The 19,153-nt window shown below is 45.4% G+C and carries 18 protein-coding genes; 10 read left to right on the top strand and 8 right to left on the bottom strand.

What is annotated here, in order from left to right:
* Both MHN00_RS18375 and mpl read right to left on the bottom strand, forming a co-directional pair.
* Positions 1–633: a flavin prenyltransferase UbiX gene (locus tag MHN00_RS18375; RefSeq protein ID WP_014975357.1), complete on the bottom strand. Its 633-nt coding sequence runs from the start codon at positions 631–633 to the stop codon at positions 1–3.
* Between the two features lie 71 nt (positions 634–704).
* Positions 705–2,063 (bottom strand): UDP-N-acetylmuramate:L-alanyl-gamma-D-glutamyl-meso-diaminopimelate ligase, encoded by a 1,359-nt coding sequence (mpl, locus tag MHN00_RS18370; protein WP_239302018.1) that lies wholly within the window; start codon positions 2,061–2,063, stop codon positions 705–707.
* A 311-nt stretch (positions 2,064–2,374) separates the two neighbouring features.
* Here mpl and MHN00_RS18365 point away from each other — a divergent pair, with 311 nt between their 5' ends.
* The 4 genes from MHN00_RS18365 (at position 2,375) to MHN00_RS18350 (ending at position 5,615) form a co-directional block, all read left to right on the top strand.
* The gene (locus MHN00_RS18365) at positions 2,375–3,352 is read left to right on the top strand and encodes a class 1 fructose-bisphosphatase (protein ID WP_014947860.1); all 978 of its coding nucleotides are present in this window, start codon (positions 2,375–2,377) and stop codon (positions 3,350–3,352) included.
* Between the two features lie 130 nt (positions 3,353–3,482).
* The gene (gene ppa, locus MHN00_RS18360) at positions 3,483–4,013 is read left to right on the top strand and encodes an inorganic diphosphatase (protein WP_014947861.1); all 531 of its coding nucleotides are present in this window, start codon (positions 3,483–3,485) and stop codon (positions 4,011–4,013) included.
* A gap of 141 nt (positions 4,014–4,154) precedes the next feature.
* Entirely contained in the window at positions 4,155–4,640 is a 486-nt protein-coding gene (locus MHN00_RS18355; RefSeq protein ID WP_049587082.1) for a DUF3299 domain-containing protein, read from the top strand.
* Positions 4,641–4,667: 27 nt separating this feature from the next.
* Entirely contained in the window at positions 4,668–5,615 is a 948-nt protein-coding gene (locus MHN00_RS18350; protein ID WP_069943532.1) for a dihydrodipicolinate synthase family protein, read from the top strand.
* On the opposite strand, the gene MHN00_RS18345 is transcribed toward MHN00_RS18350, so the two are convergent.
* Together MHN00_RS18345 and MHN00_RS18340 are read right to left on the bottom strand one after the other, a co-directional pair.
* Complete coding sequence (locus MHN00_RS18345; RefSeq protein WP_069943533.1) at positions 5,612–6,310, bottom strand: 2OG-Fe(II) oxygenase; 699 nt, start codon at positions 6,308–6,310, stop codon at positions 5,612–5,614. The genes MHN00_RS18350 and MHN00_RS18345 overlap by 4 nt on opposite strands.
* Positions 6,311–6,332: 22 nt before the next feature.
* The gene (locus MHN00_RS18340) at positions 6,333–6,752 is read right to left on the bottom strand and encodes a thioesterase family protein (protein ID WP_014947865.1); all 420 of its coding nucleotides are present in this window, start codon (positions 6,750–6,752) and stop codon (positions 6,333–6,335) included.
* A 213-nt stretch (positions 6,753–6,965) separates the two neighbouring features.
* On the opposite strand from MHN00_RS18340, the gene MHN00_RS18335 reads away from it, so the two are divergent.
* The 3 genes from MHN00_RS18335 (at position 6,966) to MHN00_RS18325 (ending at position 10,268) form a co-directional block, all read left to right on the top strand.
* Entirely contained in the window at positions 6,966–7,442 is a 477-nt protein-coding gene (locus tag MHN00_RS18335; RefSeq protein WP_014947866.1) for a hypothetical protein, read from the top strand.
* Between the two features lie 11 nt (positions 7,443–7,453).
* Positions 7,454–8,689 carry a S41 family peptidase gene (locus tag MHN00_RS18330; RefSeq protein WP_069943534.1) on the top strand — a complete coding sequence of 412 codons (1,236 nt, stop codon included), beginning with the start codon at positions 7,454–7,456 and terminating at the stop codon, positions 8,687–8,689.
* A gap of 76 nt (positions 8,690–8,765) precedes the next feature.
* Positions 8,766–10,268, top strand: coding sequence for an Hsp70 family protein (locus MHN00_RS18325; protein WP_014975364.1), 1,503 nt, complete (start codon positions 8,766–8,768; stop codon positions 10,266–10,268).
* A gap of 77 nt (positions 10,269–10,345) precedes the next feature.
* On the opposite strand, the gene MHN00_RS18320 is transcribed toward MHN00_RS18325, so the two are convergent.
* Both MHN00_RS18320 and uvrA read right to left on the bottom strand, forming a co-directional pair.
* Positions 10,346–10,513, bottom strand: coding sequence for a hypothetical protein (locus MHN00_RS18320; RefSeq protein ID WP_012516741.1), 168 nt, complete (start codon positions 10,511–10,513; stop codon positions 10,346–10,348).
* A gap of 203 nt (positions 10,514–10,716) precedes the next feature.
* The gene (gene uvrA, locus MHN00_RS18315) at positions 10,717–13,548 is read right to left on the bottom strand and encodes an excinuclease ABC subunit UvrA (RefSeq protein ID WP_069943535.1); all 2,832 of its coding nucleotides are present in this window, start codon (positions 13,546–13,548) and stop codon (positions 10,717–10,719) included.
* Positions 13,549–13,892: 344 nt separating this feature from the next.
* Between uvrA and MHN00_RS18310 the strand changes: the two genes are divergently transcribed.
* Both MHN00_RS18310 and MHN00_RS18305 read left to right on the top strand, forming a co-directional pair.
* Positions 13,893–15,230: an MFS transporter gene (locus tag MHN00_RS18310; protein WP_069943536.1), complete on the top strand. Its 1,338-nt coding sequence runs from the start codon at positions 13,893–13,895 to the stop codon at positions 15,228–15,230.
* Positions 15,231–15,294: 64 nt separating this feature from the next.
* Positions 15,295–15,879 (top strand): beta-phosphoglucomutase family hydrolase, encoded by a 585-nt coding sequence (locus MHN00_RS18305; RefSeq protein WP_069943537.1) that lies wholly within the window; start codon positions 15,295–15,297, stop codon positions 15,877–15,879.
* 74 nt (positions 15,880–15,953) lie between these two features.
* On the opposite strand, the gene MHN00_RS18300 is transcribed toward MHN00_RS18305, so the two are convergent.
* Positions 15,954–16,568 carry a hypothetical protein gene (locus MHN00_RS18300; RefSeq protein ID WP_239302016.1) on the bottom strand — a complete coding sequence of 205 codons (615 nt, stop codon included), beginning with the start codon at positions 16,566–16,568 and terminating at the stop codon, positions 15,954–15,956.
* Between the two features lie 232 nt (positions 16,569–16,800).
* On the opposite strand from MHN00_RS18300, the gene MHN00_RS18295 reads away from it, so the two are divergent.
* On the top strand, positions 16,801–17,664 hold the full coding sequence (locus tag MHN00_RS18295; protein WP_014947874.1) for an alpha/beta hydrolase: 864 nt from the start codon (positions 16,801–16,803) through the stop codon (positions 17,662–17,664).
* Between the two features lie 412 nt (positions 17,665–18,076).
* Here MHN00_RS18295 and MHN00_RS18290 read toward each other — a convergent pair whose 3' ends face one another.
* Positions 18,077–19,078 carry a LacI family DNA-binding transcriptional regulator gene (locus MHN00_RS18290; protein WP_014947876.1) on the bottom strand — a complete coding sequence of 334 codons (1,002 nt, stop codon included), beginning with the start codon at positions 19,076–19,078 and terminating at the stop codon, positions 18,077–18,079.
* Positions 19,079–19,153 lie beyond the last annotated feature (75 nt).

Here is a 19,153-nt window from a genome sequence, read left to right as displayed (position 1 = left end):
TTAATCCTCAGAATGTTTGGAAGACTGGTAGCCCCATCTTGCGACAAGAGACTGCTCAATACCTAGGTGATCTAGTATGCGCGCCACCACAAAATCTACCAAGTCATCGATAGTTTTAGGATTGTGATAAAAGCCAGGCGCTGCAGGCATAATAGTAGCACCCATTTGCGAAAGCTTGAGCATATTTTCTAGATGAATAGAAGAAAGTGGCATTTCACGAGGCACCAAAATAAGTTGTCCACGCTCTTTTAGAACAACATCAGCTGCGCGCTCAATAAGGTTGTCGCTAGCGCCAATGCTAATGGCCGAGAGGGTGCCTGTTGAACACGGGCAAACCACCATTTTTGCGGGGGCCGCTGAGCCTGAAGCTACTGGTGAAAACCACTCTTCTTTGCCGAAAACCTTGATTTGGTCTGGCTTTGCATTGCAATGCTCGGTAAAAAACGCGGCAGCGTCTTCTGGTCGCCCGGGTATCTTGACGTTCTCTTCGGTGGCAAACACCACTTTGGCAGCGGAAGAGATTAATACATACACTTGGTAATCGGCGTTAACTAGCGATTTCAATAGTGTAAGCGCATAAGGCGCGCCAGATGCGCCTGTGATAGCAAGCGTGACTTGCTTGTCATGTTTCATTGTATAGCCTCTGTAGATGACAAGCGTAATGCGCTTGTCTATCGGGTAACACTTCGTTTTATTCTGTCTATTTACAATTTGGACTTCATTTTTAGGGCGTCGAGTATTCGGCCATGAATGCCTTCAAAACCGCCGTTACTCATTACAAGAATATGATCGCCCGGTTGTGCTACGTTGCAAACGCCTTGAACGATCTTCTCTACATCTCTGAAGCAGTGCGTAGGCGCGTTGCTGTCCGCTACCGAATCGACTAACGACCAGTCCATGCCTTCAGGTTCATAAAGGTAAACCTCATCGGCTTTCTGCCATGAGTTTGCCAGCGTATCTTTGTGCACCCCCATTTTCATCGTGTTAGAGCGCGGCTCTAGCACAGCCAGAATACGGGCATTACCCACTTTTTTGCGCAATCCATCAAGTGTAGTCGCAATTGCAGTAGGGTGGTGTGCAAAGTCGTCATAAAGGGTGATGTTGTTTACTTCACCCTTTACCTCCATGCGACGCTTAACATTCTTAAAAAATGATAAGGCTTCTATGGCAACAGGTAAGGTAACACCTGCATGGTGGGCGGCAGCTATGGCCATTAAAGCATTGTCCACATTGTGTTGACCAACCAAAGCCCAGGTTACCGTTCCAGCTATAACGCCGTTATGTAATACATTGAATTCACTGCCGTCTTTCTTTAACAGTTCTGCATGCCACTCTTTGCCCAACGATTGGCGAGAAGACCAGCAACCTTTCTTAAGCATTTCCTCAATTGCGGCCGTATTGTTAGGTGTAAGAATAAGCCCGTTTTCTGGCACCATGCGAACCAAATGGTGGAACTGGGTTTGAATAGCCCCAAGGTCAGCAAAAATATCTGCATGGTCAAACTCAAGGTTGTTAATTACCAAGGTTTTTGGACGATAGTGTACGAACTTAGAACGCTTATCGAAAAATGCGCTGTCGTATTCGTCAGCTTCAATGACAAAAAAGGGGCTTTCACCCACGCGAGCCGATACGCCAAAATTCTCTGGTACGCCGCCAATCAAATAACCAGGGTTAAGACCAGCGTGTTCTAAAATCCACGCGACCATACTGCTAGTAGTCGTTTTACCGTGGGTACCTGATAAACCAATGACCCAACGATCTTTTAGTAAGTTATCAAGCAGCCATTGTGGGCCGCTAGTGTAAGGCAGGTTTCGGTTTAACACGTATTCAACGGCGGGGTTACCGCGCGACATCGCGTTACCAATTACTACCATATCTGGCGCTGGATCAAACTGGCTTTCGCAATAACCTTCGGTCAACTCGATGCCTAATGCTTCAAGCTGGGTGCTCATGGGCGGATAAACGTTTTTATCAGACCCTGTTACTTTGTGGCCGAGTGATTTAGCAATAGCGGCGATGCCGCCCATAAAACTTCCACAAATGCCTAAAATATGTACATGCATAGCGCATTCTCAATGAATTATCATGTTATTGGGGTACTGTATCAGAACCCCGTGGCCTATAGATAATTCAATTTTAATCATTCAATAAATGCCTTAAGCCGTTGTAATACGCTAAACACCTATGAATCTATGATGTGCAAACTGGTATGGTGTGTGTATGACATTTTACGCGCGTGTTCCACTTACCCAAGAACACGGTTACAATCTAACCACAGGTTTAAAACCTGTGTGTGCTTCAGACAAACGCCGGTAAGGAAAGCTGAGCGACTGGTAGCACAACACCCTACACACGAAAAAAAGGCTTACATTCAATGAAACGTTTAAATTCCCAATTGCAACAAGACGGTGCACCGCTTGAGTTAATTTTACTCATTCGTACACTGCTAGCGGGCTGTAAAGAAATCTCTTTCCGCGTGAGTCAAGGCGCACTTGCTGGCGTGCTCGGTTCAACCCTTTCAGAAAACGTACAGGGCGAAACACAGAAAAAGCTCGACGTTATCTCTAACCACATTTTAAAAGACACGCTAAGGGAATCTGGCTACGTAAAAGCCATTTCGTCTGAAGAAGAAGATGACGTTGTACCGTGTAATCCAGACGGTAATTACTTAGTAAGCTTCGATCCGCTAGATGGGTCGTCAAACACTGAAATTAACAGCCTAATTGGTACTATTTTCTCTATTACCCATGCGCCACAGTGGATGAAACCAGACGATCCGTCTGCTTTCTTACAGCCTGGAACGCAGATGGTAGCTGCAGGCTATGTGCTGTATGGCCCGTCTACTATGCTGGCGTTGACGACGGGTCGCGGCACGCATATTTATACGCTTGATAAAACCCACGGTGGTTTCCTGCTTACTCACCCTAATATTCAAGTACCTGAGCAAACGTCAGAGTTTTCGATTAATGCGTCCAACCAGCGTCATTGGGAACCTGCAATGCAGGCATACATTGCCGACCTTCTAGCAGGTAAAGATGGCCCTAGAGGCAAAAACTTTAATATGCGCTGGGTAGCGGCAATGGTGGGTGATATTCATCGTTTGCTTTGTCGCGGTGGCATCTTTATGTATCCATTCGATAACAGGGACCCGTCTAAGCCAGGTAAATTACGCTTGCTTTACGAAGCTAACCCGATGGCATTCTTAATGGAGCAAGCAGGTGGAAAAGCAGAAACAGGCACAGGCCGAATTCTGGAAGTTATGCCTGAAGAAATTCATCAACGTGTACCGTGCATTATCGGCTCTAAAGAAGAAGTTGAGATGTGCTTGAGCTACAACGACAACGCGAAATAGCGAAAAAGCAGCAAAATTTGACGAAAAATAAAGAGATTAGTACGACATGGGTCGTAAAGCGTTTTTATTTTGCTGCTGTCACCGTATACTTAACCCAAAATTTCTTATACATCATTGAAAGGACCAAAGAATGAGCTTAAGTGCTATTTCTGCTGGTAAAAACGTACCAGACGAAGTAAATGTGATCATCGAAATTCCAGCACACGCTGACCCGGTGAAGTACGAAGTAGACAAAGACACAGGTGCACTATTTGTTGACCGTTTCATGGCAACTTGCATGCACTACCCAACTAACTACGGTTACGTGAACAACACGTTGTCTGAAGATGGCGACCCAGTTGACGTTCTAGTAATGACTCCGTTCCCACTACTTGCAGGTTCTGTCATTAAGTGTCGTCCAGTTGGCGTACTAAACATGACTGACGAGTCTGGTAAAGACGCAAAAGTACTAGCGGTACCAGTAGACAAGCTTTCTACTATCTATCGTGACGTTAAAGAAATTGCAGACGTACCTCCGCTTCTTCTTAAGCAAATTGAGCACTTCTTCGAGCACTATAAAGATCTTGAAGAAGGCAAATGGGTGAAGATTGACGGTTGGGCAGACGCTGCCGCTGCAAAAGAAGAAATTACCGCAAGCATCGCGCGTTTCGAAGCAGAATAATTCACGCTGCTTTAAATTGATGATACAAAGGGCTGGTGTAATACCAGCCCTTTTTGTATGTGGCTAAAAAGTGAAGATTGAAAACGACAAGCAAAAGCCGATACAAAAAAGCGAACAAAATACTCAACGATAGAGAGCAGTATGATTCACCATAAATTATCCATGACTTCATTGTTTGCTGTAATAATGATGGTTGTAACTTTCAACGCACTGGCAGATGAAACTCCTACTGAAGTATACTGGGAAGACCTAGTGCCAGAGGGCTTTAATGAGCTCGCGCCACCTTCAGTTCAACACAATGGCGAGATGAGTCAGCTTCAGCCTGACGCACCGGTTGTCGATACCTTTGATGGTAAACGGGTGAAAATCCCGGGTTTTGTTGTGCCGCTAGAAGGTACGGCAGAGCTAACCACTGAGTTCTTACTTGTTCCATATTTCGGAGCCTGTATTCACGTACCACCGCCGCCGTCTAATCAAATTGTTTACGTAAAATTTGAAGAAGGTGTGCGCATAGATAATATTTACGATGCAATTTGGGTAACCGGCGAACTGTCGACTGACGGTTGGAAAGGCGACATTGCGTCTGTAGGTTACCGTTTGAAAGGCGAAGCCGTAGAAGGGTTTTAAGCATAAAACGTTTAAAAAGGATATCAGGTGTTTACAGGATTATCAGCGTTTCCCATTACTCCATTCAAACAAGAAGCTATTGATTACAAAGCATTTAAAGGGCTTGTTGAGAATTTGGCTTCGGCGAATGTAGATTCAATTTGCGCGATAGGCTCTACTGGGCTGTATCCTTATCTAACGCGAGGGGAAAAGTACGACGTAGCCAAGCTCGCCGTCGACCACGCAAATGGCATTCCTGTTATGGCAGGCGTTGGGGCGCTGAGAACCTATGACGTGCTAAAAAACGTTGAAGCTGTGCAGCAAGCAGGTGTTAATGCTGTGCTGTTAGCACCCGTTTCCTATCAAGTGCTTAACGAAGAAGAAGTGTATGGCCTATATGAGGCAGTGAGTCACGAGGTATCTGTGCCTATCTGCGTTTACGAAAATCCTCGCGTGACTAATTTTACCTTCAGCGAAGATTTATACCGCCGCATTGGAAAATTACCGAATATCGGAGCGATTAAAATACCCGGTACTCCGTTTGCCAAAAGCTCAATGGATAATAGTTCGAGCAAGGATATCCCACCCTGTGAAGCAAGCAGTAGCGAAGGCGCTCGTCGATTAGCATCATTACGAGAGATAATGCCTGCAAACATTGCTATAGGCGTGAGTGGTGATAGTTTTGGCGCAGCAGGAATGAGTGAAGGTTGTGACCTTTGGCTCTCTGTTATAGGGGGAATATTCCCGCGAACCGTAATGCGTATTATCGACGCCGCTCAGTCAGGTAATGCTGTTGATGCACAGGCTCAGTCACAAGCGTTAAGCGGAATATGGAGCATGTTTGCGCGCAATGGCGGTGGTTTGCGTGTGGTTGCTGCCGCAGCAGAAATCTTGGGCTATTGTGAAACGCCTAGCTTGCCTGCACCCTTTTTACCTATCGACAAGAAAGAGTACAGCGAGCTAGAGCACATCATCTCGAAGTTATCGTTAAGCTAGCCCTGCGTATAAATCTGTTCAGCGCGGTTAAACAGAAGCCAAGACGTTAAAATGTACTTGTCGTTACTTTTTGGAATTTGGCCGCGATGCGTGTGAGTAAAATAGGCTGGCGCAATCACCATTCTGCCTGCTTTAGGCTTAACCGCACGGTTTTGATAATAAAATTCCGTCTCGCCGCCTTCTTCCACATCGTTTAAGTAGTACATAAACAGCAACACGCGGTGCAGCGCATCGTTATGTTGAAGCTGTGGATAGACTTCTGAATGCCAGTATGGGTAGCCACCATTGCCCGCGGTGTAGCGCTGTGCATTTACATCGCCAACCCGAAACAGGTAATTCACCAAATTAGCCAAATTGGGTTTACCCACTTCATCAAAATTTTCACCTGTTACTTTCACCGGTTCGCCAGTTTTGGGATGGCGTACGGTTAAGCCAATGGGCCCAACAAGCGCAAAATAGTACTTTTCAATGTAGGAGACCAGCTGCTGCCCAGTGTGCTGCATCACTAGTTGAAATAAGTCTTTAAATTCCGGGTTGCGACTTATCGATACATCCATGCTGCGCTTTTTATCTAAGTCGACGCCACCACCGGTGCGGCCTTGAGATAAATTAGGGCTGCTTTCAAAGCGTTCCATGAGTTGTTTGCACAGCTCTGGTGGTAACACATCATCAATAACTTCAATTAAATCGCTCATGGAGACCTCGTACTGCGCTTTATTACTGAGTTGGTACTTCTTTAAAGTGAGATTGTAGTTCTGATTTCACTTTATCCGGGATAGGCGCAGAGCGCTGTGTTTTATAGTCAAAATGTACCATGGTGGTAATGCCTGTTGAGCACAGCTTATCGTCTTGCCATAACTCTTGAAACACGTCGAATGCACTGTTGCCTAGCCGGCTAACGTAAGTTTTAACCGTCACAGGTTTGCCATAAAAAATTTGAGCTAAAAAATCGACTTTGTAGCTGGCTAAAATTAGCGGCCAATTTTGTAAGTCTAGTTCAGGGGTAAACATTCTGAAAATAGGCTCTCTGGCTGCTTCAAACCAAGCGACTAATGCTGTGTTACTTACATGTTGTAAGGCATCTGTTTCACAAAAACGTACGTCGAATGACGTAACTAATGGTACTGAATGGCTCATATTTTTTTAGTAGGGTTCGTTGTTTATTTAGCTTTCACTCTAGCATTATGCCGCGGCTATTTCAGTCATTTATCAAACAGTAATTGATCCGGTTGGAAAACATTTTTAACACCTAACCAAAACATACATATTCAAAAATAAGTTGATTTGCGAAAATTTTTGCGCAAATATTTTCATAAATGAGTTTGAAGAAAAATCACAAGGTGCCTATTTATGATCAGAAGTCCTCAGTTTGGCGCAATACTTTTGCGTGCTAGCGAGCTTATTGCAACTCAAGGCCAAGAGGTATTTGAAGCGCTTAATATTAGTCTGCCTGCAAATCGTATTTCTCTGGTACTGGCGATTCATACTCAAGGGCCTCTTTCGTCAACTGAGCTAGCAAGTCACATTGGTCTTTCACGTCAACTTATTGAAAGTCGGTTGAAGCAAAGTGTTGCAGACGGCTTTTTTGTTTCTGTGCCCGATGAACGAGACTCGCGAAAGCGCGTGTACGATATTGCGCCCAAAGCAAAGGCCGAGGCGGCGCAGATAGTGACGATAATGCAAGAATTTGAAGACGTATATGATGCCCTTTGGGAAGAGATAGAGGTCAATCTTGAAGCCTCTCTCAAAAGCATGGAGCAGGCGCTAAAAAAACAATCGCTTCTTACGCGCTTAAATGAACAATTTCCTTATCACTCCAATTCATAATAGGGAACATTATGATTTATCGAATTATTATATTGCTGTCATTACTCCTTCCGCTAAGCAGCTGCGCACAAAGCCAGGGTTTCAATACGAAAGAAAGCTGGCAAGCCTTTGTTCAAACTGTTGAAGATAACTACGCTTACTTAGATACGGCACCTACCGACTGGGAAGCTTTAAAAGCGTACTACCAACCCCTTGCAATAAACGCGACAACGCAAGAGGAGTTTGTCGACGTATTGCAGGTGGTGAAGCAGTTTTTTATCGACCCGCATTTTAACGTATCACCGCTAAACGAAGCGGACTACAGCGTCACGCCAACGGGGTCTGATATTTGGGTGGAAAAGCAAGGCGATGACTTTGTTATAACACGTATTAAAGCGGGCAGTGCTGCTGCCAATAGCCAGTTAGCCTTAGGTGACGTGATTGTGGGTATTGACGGCGAGTCTACTGAAGCCGCAATACATCGCGTTTTTGGAAACACATTGCTACCGCTTACTGACGCACATAAAACGTGGGCGGTTAATGTGGCTTTAGGTGGGCGTCGCAATCAAGAGAGGCACATTGAAGTGGCGTCTGATTTTGATGATGCCAAACGCGTGCTATTAGCAGCTAGCTACGACGCTATTAATCTACTTCGAACAAAAGCCCCTCTGATAGTTAAGCAGAAAGAGGGAATCGGGTACATCCGCTTTAATAACAATCTAGGTAATTCTGAAACCGTTCGTGCGTTCAAAGAAGCTCTTGAGTCACTTGAATCAACACAGGGGTTAGTGATTGACCTGCGTAATACGCCGAGCGGGGGAAACACTGGTGTAGCTGAGCCTATCTTGGGGCACTTTGTAAATGCCAAAACCGCATATCAAGGTTACAAAATTCAAAATGCGGGAAAACCCTACCAAGAAGCAGAGCTACACTTGGCCTATGTTACCCCTTCATTACCTTATTACAGTAAGCCAGTAGTGGTACTCGTTGGTCATTGGACCGGCAGTATGGGAGAAGGTATGGCTATTGGCTTTGATGCCATTGGTGCAAAGGCGGTAATCGGCACACCCATGGCTGATTTACTTGGCGGGATAAATCAATTTCAACTACCTGAATCGACCATAACTTTAGAGCTGGGTTTTGAACGTCTTTACCATGTGAACGGCTCATATCGAGAGGACTTTGTGCCCCAGGCGGTATCTTGGGACGGGCATACAGCCAGTGACTCAGAATTAAATGCTGCAATAGCTCTGTTAAAAGCAATATAGCTCAATTACATACAAAGCTAGAAAGCACTTTCGTATTTACTTACAATCCGCTTCTAACTTTTTGAGCGAACATACTATGACTGCGATTGGGATTGACTACGGTACATCAAATTCTGAGGTTGTGTATTTTGATGGAACGGCCCATCAGCACATCAAACTCGACCCGTTAGATAAGAAGGGCAATAAAATCCGTTCTTCGGTGTTCATCTATTTTGAAGATGAACTGCCGCCGCCTCCTGATGCCATGGTTGAAGCGAAAGTGGCGCAGTTACAGCGCGTCATCAGTGAGCAAATAGATAAGGCGAAGGACGGCTATTATTCGGCAAAAGATCCAAAAGAACAGGCGATGTATAGCGACCGTATCGACTCGCTGCGCGGTGATTTGCACAACAAGCCTGCATTACAGCGTAAAGCTATTGCGCAATTGATGCATGCCATGTCGCTAGACGAAATCCCTTTGCTGCGGTTGGTAGAGCACGGTAAGTTTGCGTTTGGTGAAGAAGGGTTTAGACGCTTTCTTAAAATGCCTGATAAAGGCCGTCTAATTTATTCACCTAAGAACTTTCTAGGCGCCTCGCTAGACGGTGACCAAAAACAAGCATTCATCGGTATTATTGCTAAGCAGCTGGCCTATTTTAAACAGTGTGCAGAGCAACAGCTAGGCAAGGCTGTTAATAATGCAGTTATTGGCCGTCCTGTTAAGTTTCACGGCACCCGCGGTGAAGAGGGGAACGCGCAAGCCATTCAAATTATGACTGAAGCGGCGACGAAAGCCGGGTTTACAGGGGTTAATTTCCTAGATGAACCTATCGCAGCGGCGTATAAAATTGAGCAAACCCTACCAAGGGATACCACTACGCTGATTGTCGATATTGGTGGGGGGACCACGGATATTTGCTGTATTAAGCTTTCCCCAGAGCGTTCAAATCAGCTTGATCGCAAAGATGATGTTCTGTCGGTAACAGGCAGACGATTAGGCGGTATGGATTGCGATAAAAGCTTGGTGCTTAAGGCTATTGCCCCAGAAATGGGAATGGGCCTTAAGATGATTAACGGGCTTCCTGTTCCTCCTACGTACTTCTCTGACATGTGTGCGGTTGATAACATTCCTGCTCTTACTCGCTTTTTCTCTGACGATTACGGGTTAGATATTTCTCAAACCATGTCTGTGATTAAAGAGCCAGCCCAACTAGAACGCTTGCTTATTGTTCAGGAGAACAAGTTGTCTGCCCGTGTGGTGAACTCGGCTCGATTAGCCAAGGAACTACTGTCGAGTAAGCAGAACATTACCTTGCCGCTGCACTATATCGAAGATGATTTTGACGTGGAGATTTCGCAAGACTCGCTCAAAAAGGCATTAAAACCTTGGCTTGATAAAGTGAAAGCGCTAGTGGTGGAATGCTTGGAAAACAGCAGTGAAAAGCCAGAAGTGGTGATGATCACAGGTGGTATGAGCTTATCGCCAATCGTCGTTGATGCGCTGTATGAAAACCTGCTTACCGGTTTACCGCGATTAGAGAATGACGCCTTCAACTCGGTGTGCGAAGGATTAGCTATTCAAGCGGCGAAGCACGCTTAACCTTTTCTATTCTTTTTTCGATATGAAAAACACTAAGCCTTAGCGTAGTAGCCTTTACTACGCTAAGGCTTTTTTGATCAGTGCTTAAGGATATTGTGTTCTTTTAGATAAATCGCGATGGCCTCAGGCGACTCGAAGGCTTTTAACAGCATTTCTTGTGCGCGTGCTTTCACATCATTGTCTTCTGATGATGACAGTAGGTGATACCATGTTTTCACTAAGGCTAATGGCGGCGTTTGGTTCATTAGTTGTCGCTCCAGCAATTCTTACTGCAAAAATACACAAAAATCATCGTAACGTATGATTTGCCAATACAAGCTCTGACCAGCATGGAAAAACGTGTAAATAAACGTCAACGCGCACTTCTTACAAGTTGCTGTGTAAATTACACAGCAACAAAATAGAAAACGAGTGCGCTTTACGCTAACGGATTTACCTCGTTACCGGCTCAAGCTTGTGTGAGCATGGGTTTCAGGAATCGACCTGTGTGCGAAACTTCTTGTTGTGCCACATGCTCAGGTGTTCCCTCTGCAATAATCTGGCCACCTCCGGATCCACCTTCGGGTCCAAGGTCAACAATCCAGTCTGCGGTTTTAATCACATCTAAGTTATGCTCAATAACCACAACGGTATTACCGTGATCGCGCAGTCTGTGAAGGACGGCTAATAACTGTTTAATATCGTGGAAGTGCAACCCGGTGGTTGGCTCATCCAAGATATAGAGTGTTTGCCCAGTGTCTCTTTTTGACAACTCTTTCGCCAATTTTACGCGCTGCGCTTCACCACCTGATAAGGTAGTGGCTGCTTGGCCTAGTCGAATATATGACAAGCCCACGTCCATGAGCGTCTGCAATTTACGCGAAATAGCCGGGATAGCATCAAAGAACTCACGGGCATCTTCCACCGTCATTTCCAACACTTCGTGGATGTTCTTATCTTTGTATTTTATCTCAAGGGTTTCACGGTTATAGCGTTTGCCCTGACACACGTCACAAGGCACATATACGTCTGGCAAAAAGTGCATTTCCACTTTAATTACGCCGTCACCCTGACACGCCTCACAGCGACCGCCTTTCACGTTAAAGCTAAAGCGGCCAGGTTTGTAACCTCGTGAACGCGACTCTTGTGTGCCGGCGAACATTTCACGAATTGGAGTGAAAATGCCAGCGTAAGTCGCTGGGTTAGAGCGCGGTGTTCTGCCGATAGGGCTTTGGTCAATATCGACCACTTTGTCGAGCTGGTCTAATCCGGTCATCGACTTATGCGGTGCCGGTTCAGACGTGGTCGCCTTGTTCAGCTCGCGCTGCGCAATTTTGTAGAAGGTGTCATTAATCAGCGTTGATTTACCCGAGCCCGATACACCCGTCACACAGGTCATTACACCGGTAGGTATACGTAAATCAACAGACTTCAAGTTGTTGCCGGTAGCGCCTAAAAGCTCTAGCCACTTGTCGTCTTTAACCGGTGTGCGTGTTGCAGGAATATCAATCTTCTCTCTACCAGATAAGTATTTTCCAGTAAGTGAGTGTTCACTGTTCTTAATATCTTCCAGCGAACCTTCGGCAATTATCTCACCGCCATGTACACCCGCCCCCGGGCCAATATCTACAATGTAATCGGCTTCGCGAATGGCATCCTCGTCGTGCTCTACAACTAACACAGTGTTACCCAGGTCACGCAAATGCGTAAGCGTACCAAGTAAGCGCTCGTTATCCCGTTGGTGAAGTCCGATAGAGGGCTCATCCAGCACGTACATAACGCCTACTAAGCCTGCGCCAATTTGACTTGCCAGTCGAATGCGCTGAGCTTCACCGCCCGATAGGGTATCGGCGCTGCGCGACATAGAAAGATAGTTAAGACCTACGTTTACCAAGAAGCGCAAGCGGTCCATGATTTCTTTCAAAATCTTTTCAGCTATCTGAGCACGTTGGCCTTCAAGGTTGAGTGTCTCGAAAAAGCCATACGCGTCGGCAATTGACATGTCAGCAATGGCTGGCAGGTTGGTGTCTTGTATAAATACATTACGTGCTTCAACGCGCAGACGCGTGCCGTTACAGCTACTGCAGTGCTGTTGGCTTAAATATTTTGCTAGCTCTTCTCGCACCGAGTTTGACTCGGTCTCGCGATAGCGACGCTCCATATTAGGGATAATGCCCTCAAATGGATGCTTACGCTCCATCACGTCGCCACGCTCGTTTATGTACTTAAACGACAGCGACTTGCCTTTAGACCCGTAAAGCACAATGTCTTGGTGCTTTTTATCGAGCTCTTCAAATGGCGCGGTAAGGCTAAATTTATAATGGTCTGCTACTGCCTGTAGCATTTGAAAATAGTAATAGCTGCGCTTGTCCCATCCGCGAATAGCGCCGCCAGACAGACTCAATTCGGTATTGCCGACTACGCGTGCTGGGTCAAAAAACTGTCTTGTACCTAGCCCGTCACAAGTTGGGCATGCACCCGCTGGGTTATTAAATGAAAACAGACGAGGTTCAAGTTCACTAATGCTGTAACCACAGTGTGGACAGGCGAAGTTAGCAGAAAATACAATTTCTTCTGCGTCTTTATCGTCCATATCAGCCACAACCGCGTTGCCGCCAGCAAGGCTAAGCGCCGTCTCGAATGATTCAGCCAAACGCAGTGCCATATCGTCGCGCACTTTAAAGCGGTCGACCACAACTTCAATGGTGTGCTTCTTGTGCAAATCGAGAGGTGGCGGATCGGATAGATCACACACTTCACCGTCGATACGCGCGCGAATAAAGCCCTGAGCAGACAGGTTTTGCAGCGTCTTAACGTGCTCGCCTTTTCGCTCTTTAACAATAGGCGCTAGCAGCATTAACTTACTGCCCTCGGGCATTGCTAACACTTTATCGACCATTTGGCTGACCGTTTGTGCATCTAGCGGTACATCGTGGTCTGGACAGCGTGGCGTGCCCACTCGCGCGAACATCAAACGCAGATAGTCGTATATTTCAGTGATGGTACCCACCGTTGAACGGGGGTTATGCGATGTTGATTTCTGCTCAATGGATATTGCTGGTGATAAACCCTCAATATGATCAACATCTGGTTTTTCCATCATAGATAGAAACTGACGAGCATAGGCAGACAAAGACTCAACGTAACGACGCTGGCCTTCTGCATAAAGCGTGTCGAATGCAAGAGACGATTTACCCGAGCCAGAAAGGCCGGTTATCACCACCAGTTTGTCTCGTGGCAGTGTTAAATCGATGTTTTTCAAGTTGTGGGTGCGAGCACCGCGAATTTCGATTTTATCCATTGAAGCCTAAATGAGAGAAAAAGAATCAGTATGCCATAGGTGTCAAGTAAAGTGATATGACATTCAAGTTATACTGTAAGCGGAGTAAGCAGATCACCTCACGGACATAAGCTTACGATTAGCTCTCGCTTATCGACATTGCAAAAGGGTGATTTTATCCCCACTTTTAAACCCCTAGTAAGAAAAAGAGTAGTGCGAGAGGGCTAAATCTACCTCGCGAGCAGAAGAAAATACCAATTGTATTATGCTACACTTCGCGACCTTATTCTTAATGCAGCAGAAACAGGTGTTCTCTGCGCGCTTTTATGTTTTTTTGATTTTATTTATTGAGGGAAACAGACGCTTTGAACGCTTTGGAATTACGCGCTGCGCTTGCACTCGCCTCCGTTTACGTATTACGCATGATGGGGCTGTTCATGGTTATGCCCGTGTTGGCTGTAGCCGCAATGGACTACCCGGATTACTCGCCGCTGTTGGTAGGACTTGCCGTGGGTGGATATGGCCTAACCCAAGCTGCGCTGCAAATTCCTATGGGTATGATGTCTGACAAATGGGGGCGTAAACCCGTTATTTTGCTAGGGCTTGCTGTATTTGCATTAGGAAGCTTTGTAGCAGCAAACGCCGACAGTATGGCCATGATGATTGTTGGGCGTATTCTTCAAGGCGCTGGGGCAATTGCAGGAGCGATAATGGCGCTGGCTACGGATGTAAGCCGGGAAAGTCAGCGAGCCAAAGTGTTAGCTATCATAGGCATAGCCATTGGCTTTTCATTCTATTTAGCCGTTATTTTAGGACCTCTTATTGCGAACAGCTACGGGCTTGCTGGTGTGTTTGGTATTACTGGTATTCTGGCGATTCTTTGCATGCCGCTGGTTAAATGGGTAGTGCCAAACGGTGTGCAGCTGAGCAGTGGCGATACACTGCCACAAAAAGACCAGCTAAAGCGCTTAATCTTTTCTTCTCAGTTATGGCGTTTAAATATCAGCGTGATGATTCTACATATGATGATAACGCTGTTGTTTGTTCAACTGCCCGTAACGCTACTGAATTTTGATATGACGCTAGATAGTCACTGGACGGTTTACTTACCCGTTTTAGGCGCGTCAATTGTAGGTCTAATTATCATGATGGGGGCAGCAAGAGGCCGTACGCCTAAATCGCTCCTTGTAACCGGCGTTGTATTAATGGGCGGCGCGTTTTTGGCGCTGAGTTTAGAGGACCATAGCTGGTGGTGGGTTACCGCTGCCGTGGTGCTTTTCTTTACTGGCTTTAATTATTTGGAAGCGAATTTCCCTGCATTGGTGTCGAGCATTGCGCCTGCGGGACAAAAAGGAACGGCCATGGGCCTCTACGCCAGTTTTCAATTTTTTGGTGCATTTTTGGGCGGTGTAATTTCAGGTTTCGTCACCGATATTTGGTCGCAAGAGTTAGCTTATGGCATTGGTGCTGCTAGCACTCTGCTTTGGCTTTTTATTATTCTTGGTGTTAAAGAAGTGAGCCGGGTTAAGCGTGTGATGATGAATGGAGATTTTGATAGTTCAAATGTTTCCAGCATTGAAGCCGAGCTGCTGTTAGTGCCTGGTGTGTTGGAAGTGACATTAAACAGCCAAAATAACGCGGTATACCTGAAAGTTGATCGTGATTTTGATGCGGTAAAAGCGCGAGACGTGTTGTCTGCATAGTTGCTCATCGCATTGCAACCATGAAGGGCTAGCACTACACCATTTTGAAAAGGAAGCGAACACCATGATTGACCTAAGCAGCTACAAAGCCATTATTTTTGATATGGATGGCACCTTGGTCGATTCAATGGGCGCGCATATTGATGCGTGGCAGCTTACGTGCGATGCGTTTGGTTATCCCTTCGACCGAGACTACCAATACAGTTTAGGTGGTGTTCCTACCTTTGAAACCGTACATCTTATGAATGCAAAGTATGGAAAAAGCCACGATCCAGCAGAGGTTGCTCTATATAAAAAACAGGCGTTTGAAGGGCTAGACCATTTGCCAAGGCTTATCCCAGATACCCTGGACGTGTTTAACCATTATAAGGGAAGCATGCCCATTGCAGTGGGGACAGGCTCAGATAGGCAGCACGCTCAAATGGTGTTAAATGAACACGGCCTTCTAGCCCAACTATCTGCGCTGGTTACAGCCGATGACGTCACTCAAGGTAAACCTCACCCTGAAACCTTTGTGCGTGCGGCAGAATTAATGGGTGTAGCACCACAGCATTGTGTGGTGTTTGAAGATACCGACATGGGACGAAAAGCGGCGGTTGACGGTGGCATGGCGTGCTTTATGGTCGACAATACGCGGCTTATCTACTGAATCTTACCCTGATTGAAAGTTCGAGCTTAGGGCTTACGCTCACTCAATCGCGTTCACTTTATAGTTTCTTAGGCTTATACCGCCTCTAGTTCGCTTAGCGCATTTCCGCAGTTGTGTAACAGTGAAGACTTTATACGTTTGGTGGCATCATCAATGGCGGTTTTCATTGCATCGATAGCAATCTGACTGCTCTCTTTTTCACTGACACTGGCGTTCACACTCATGCTTTGCCCTCTGAAGGTGGTGGCGGGTGAATACTCATCGGCATAGTCAGGTTTGTACTTAACATTAAGCACCACGGTGGCAACCATATTACTTCCTAAGCTTTTTATAAACGCGCGGTTTAGTACTACTTTCACGCTGTTGGCTGCTTCAATATCTGGGCTGACATTCATCGCTTCTAAGCTTTGCTGTAGCAGTGAATAGAGCGTGTCTTCTGTTACATTACTGCTTCCAACGAGCAAGTCTTTACTCGACCGTATGTCGATTAGTTCTGCCAAGTTAATTGGACAAGCTTTCGCTTTAGACATGGTTAGCTGATAGTCTTTTCTCTGCGACGCAGGAATTAATGATGAGTCAAGCTCGGGTGGCGTAGACTCGCAGGCAATAAGTAAGGGTAGGGCACAACAGGCAACAATAAGTCGAGCTGGTGATGTAGCGTAAGACATGGAAAATGTTCTACTTTTCATTAAATTATTTTTGTTTTATGCAGATAAATTATGCAAGTAATATTGTCTTTAGTATAAGAAAGTTTGTATCGCTAAGAAACAGAACAACTGTTGCAAACTGTTACAGCTTGTTTAGCATAGGTGTGGGACTGTTGATTTTGCTGAGCGAGTTTTTGATCAGCGACACAACCATTACACCTATGTAACCTGAATAAAAATTTCGCCATAACCATTCAACACGGACAGTTCTTTAATGATGAGCTTAAAAAACGCGGTAATTAGTGTAGTTGCAAGTGTGTCACTTATTGGGTGCGCAATTAACGTGTCCCCTTCGGCCTTCTTTTATCAAGACACTCAGCAAAAGCCCCTTGATACTACGAAGCTACACGCGGCAATTCAAAAAGACAAAACCTCGGCGGGCATAACCCGTGTTGAAGTTAAAAATGACGCTGGGTTAACTTTGAGAGGCGTTGCTGTTTCTTACCCTGACCCTATTGTTAACATTGTTTTCTTTGCAGACAATCGTATGCCTGTAAGCGAAAACAACAGCGTTATTCATAGACTGGGTAAGTTGCCCGCTAATATATTGTGGCTCGATTATCAGGGAGTAGGAGCCAGTGATAAAGCGAAGGACTTAAGTATTAACGCTATTAAACAAGATGCGTTAACCCAGTTTGACTATGTAGCAAGTGCGTTTGACGCCTCAATTCCCACTATCGTTCACGGCCGAGGTATAGGCAGCTATTTCGCAAGCTATGTTGCTGCAAATAGAAAGATAGACGCTTTAGTATTAGACGGCGCTTTCAATAATATCTCTGATTTAATTGCCAACATGGTGCCAGGCTTCTCTAATTCATTCACAAACATGAAGCTTCACGATGAAGTTCATAGTATGCAAATAGCCCCAATCTTGCGTCACTATGAGGGACCGCTATGGCTGGTGGTGGGTGAGGAAGACAAAATAACGCCTTACCCGATTAGTCAGCAGCTATTAGAAGATGCATCAAGTAGCGAAAAGTATATTTCGGTCATTCCTGGTGCGACGCACAACGCAACGCTAAAAAGTGACTATGCCATACAAGAGTACAAGCAGTTTTTAGCAAGATTCACTCAGTAATAGAAACCTTACTCGTTGTGGATAAGTAGTGGAAAACCTTGTTGGTAAGTCTGTTAATAGCCATATAGAACAACAGATCACGATCTTTTCACCACTTTCTGGTCGGATCACGAAATGTCAGTTAAATCAAGCGCTGTAGAGCAACTGTGCTCGATCTTAATCTTTTTTGATCGTAAAGCTGTGCAGGATCAGGCAATTTTGCTCTTTGGGGATAAAAGTTCGAGGCAAAACGATCAAGCGGGTATTTTTGTCAATAGTTTCGTGTCATGAAATTTTTAGAACACAGTTGCTCAACTATACATCGAATTACGATTAATCATCCATCAAACTGGCTTGTAAGTGATTAAATAAAATACCCGCCATAGGCGGGTACTTTTTTTGGTCTATTAATTTTTGAAAGGAAAACGAACAGCTAAACCCTAACCATTGAATCTCGTTTTACTACTGTAGGAGTATATTTAAAGGTAAGCCCATCTTCTGGTTTGCTTCCCGATGCATACTTCAATGCAAGTTCCGCCGCTTTTGCCGCCATCATTTCTACTGGATAACGCAGAGTCGTTAATTTAGGACGACAGTACTTTGCTAACAGCACATCATCGTATCCCATCACAGAAACTTGTTCTGGAACTGAAATACCATGATCCTGCAGCATGGTCATAGCACCAGATGCCATAGCATCGTTATAAGCCAAAACAGCAGTGAATTTTGCACCAGTAGCAAGCAAGTTTTGCATTGCCAGTTCACCACCTTCCTGATCGGGCGTAGCATACTCAATCATGCTTTCAGGCAAGCTTAAATTCGCATTGTTAACTGCGTTTCTAATCCCTTCGAGGCGATGATTAGGATCGTCTATGCGATACTGACTGCTTATCACCGCGACATGTTCATGGCCTTGGTTGATGGCATATTCCGCCATAAGGCGACCACCGGTAACGTTATCAAGCCACACACAACGATTTGCTATTTCTGGTATATAGCGGTTAATTAATACAAAGCCTGGAACTTGGTTTGCAAAACCGATCAGGGTCTCGTCATCAAGTGCTTTGCTGTGCACTACCATGGCTTCTACTCGATGCTCTAGCAGTGTTTCAATAGCGCGAAGTTCAGTCTCTTTTTCAATAGAGCCGGCACTTAATAAAATTTGAACGTTATTTTTGCGAGTAATGGACTCCACACCGTGGGCTAACATAGCGAAAAATGGGTCGTGGAGCTCAGCAATGACAACGCCTAAAGATGCGCTACGTTTGGTTACAAGTGCCCGCGCATTAGCGTTGGGACGATAACCCATTTCTTCCATGATTTTTTTGACACGCTTGCGAGTATCATTGCCCACTTTAGGACCATTATTAATAACTCTTGATACGGTCGCTAATGAAACGCCAGCGGCTTGGGCGATATCTTTTATTGTTGCCATTTTCTTTCAAACTTCGTTTTATTGCGTGGAGTGTCGATTGACCTGATTGCCATAGCGTACATTATATTTACAAAA

The sequence above is a fragment of the Alteromonas sp. Cnat2-8 genome, from assembly GCF_022348355.1.
GTDB classification, from domain to species: domain Bacteria; phylum Pseudomonadota; class Gammaproteobacteria; order Enterobacterales; family Alteromonadaceae; genus Alteromonas; species Alteromonas macleodii.
The sequence above is the reverse complement of the archived record's forward strand: the minus strand, read 5'-3'. Positions and strand labels throughout refer to the sequence as shown.

What these genes read in the sequence shown, in the direction of transcription:
- MHN00_RS18340 (WP_014947865.1), bottom strand. Translation starts at nt 6,752, where the DNA reads ATGAGCCATTCAGTACCATTAGTTACGTCATTCGACGTACGTTTTTGT.
- MHN00_RS18295 (WP_014947874.1), top strand. Translation starts at nt 16,801, where the DNA reads ATGATGAGCTTAAAAAACGCGGTAATTAGTGTAGTTGCAAGTGTGTCA.
- MHN00_RS18300 (WP_239302016.1), bottom strand. Translation starts at nt 16,568, where the DNA reads ATGAAAAGTAGAACATTTTCCATGTCTTACGCTACATCACCAGCTCGA.
- MHN00_RS18290 (WP_014947876.1), bottom strand. Translation starts at nt 19,078, where the DNA reads ATGGCAACAATAAAAGATATCGCCCAAGCCGCTGGCGTTTCATTAGCG.
- mpl (WP_239302018.1), bottom strand. Translation starts at nt 2,063, where the DNA reads ATGCATGTACATATTTTAGGCATTTGTGGAAGTTTTATGGGCGGCATC.
- ppa (WP_014947861.1), top strand. Translation starts at nt 3,483, where the DNA reads ATGAGCTTAAGTGCTATTTCTGCTGGTAAAAACGTACCAGACGAAGTA.
- MHN00_RS18330 (WP_069943534.1), top strand. Translation starts at nt 7,454, where the DNA reads ATGATTTATCGAATTATTATATTGCTGTCATTACTCCTTCCGCTAAGC.
- MHN00_RS18375 (WP_014975357.1), bottom strand. Translation starts at nt 633, where the DNA reads ATGAAACATGACAAGCAAGTCACGCTTGCTATCACAGGCGCATCTGGC.
- MHN00_RS18325 (WP_014975364.1), top strand. Translation starts at nt 8,766, where the DNA reads ATGACTGCGATTGGGATTGACTACGGTACATCAAATTCTGAGGTTGTG.
- uvrA (WP_069943535.1), bottom strand. Translation starts at nt 13,548, where the DNA reads ATGGATAAAATCGAAATTCGCGGTGCTCGCACCCACAACTTGAAAAAC.
- MHN00_RS18305 (WP_069943537.1), top strand. Translation starts at nt 15,295, where the DNA reads ATGATTGACCTAAGCAGCTACAAAGCCATTATTTTTGATATGGATGGC.
- MHN00_RS18320 (WP_012516741.1), bottom strand. Translation starts at nt 10,513, where the DNA reads ATGAACCAAACGCCGCCATTAGCCTTAGTGAAAACATGGTATCACCTA.
- MHN00_RS18365 (WP_014947860.1), top strand. Translation starts at nt 2,375, where the DNA reads ATGAAACGTTTAAATTCCCAATTGCAACAAGACGGTGCACCGCTTGAG.
- MHN00_RS18345 (WP_069943533.1), bottom strand. Translation starts at nt 6,310, where the DNA reads ATGAGCGATTTAATTGAAGTTATTGATGATGTGTTACCACCAGAGCTG.
- MHN00_RS18355 (WP_049587082.1), top strand. Translation starts at nt 4,155, where the DNA reads ATGATTCACCATAAATTATCCATGACTTCATTGTTTGCTGTAATAATG.
- MHN00_RS18335 (WP_014947866.1), top strand. Translation starts at nt 6,966, where the DNA reads ATGATCAGAAGTCCTCAGTTTGGCGCAATACTTTTGCGTGCTAGCGAG.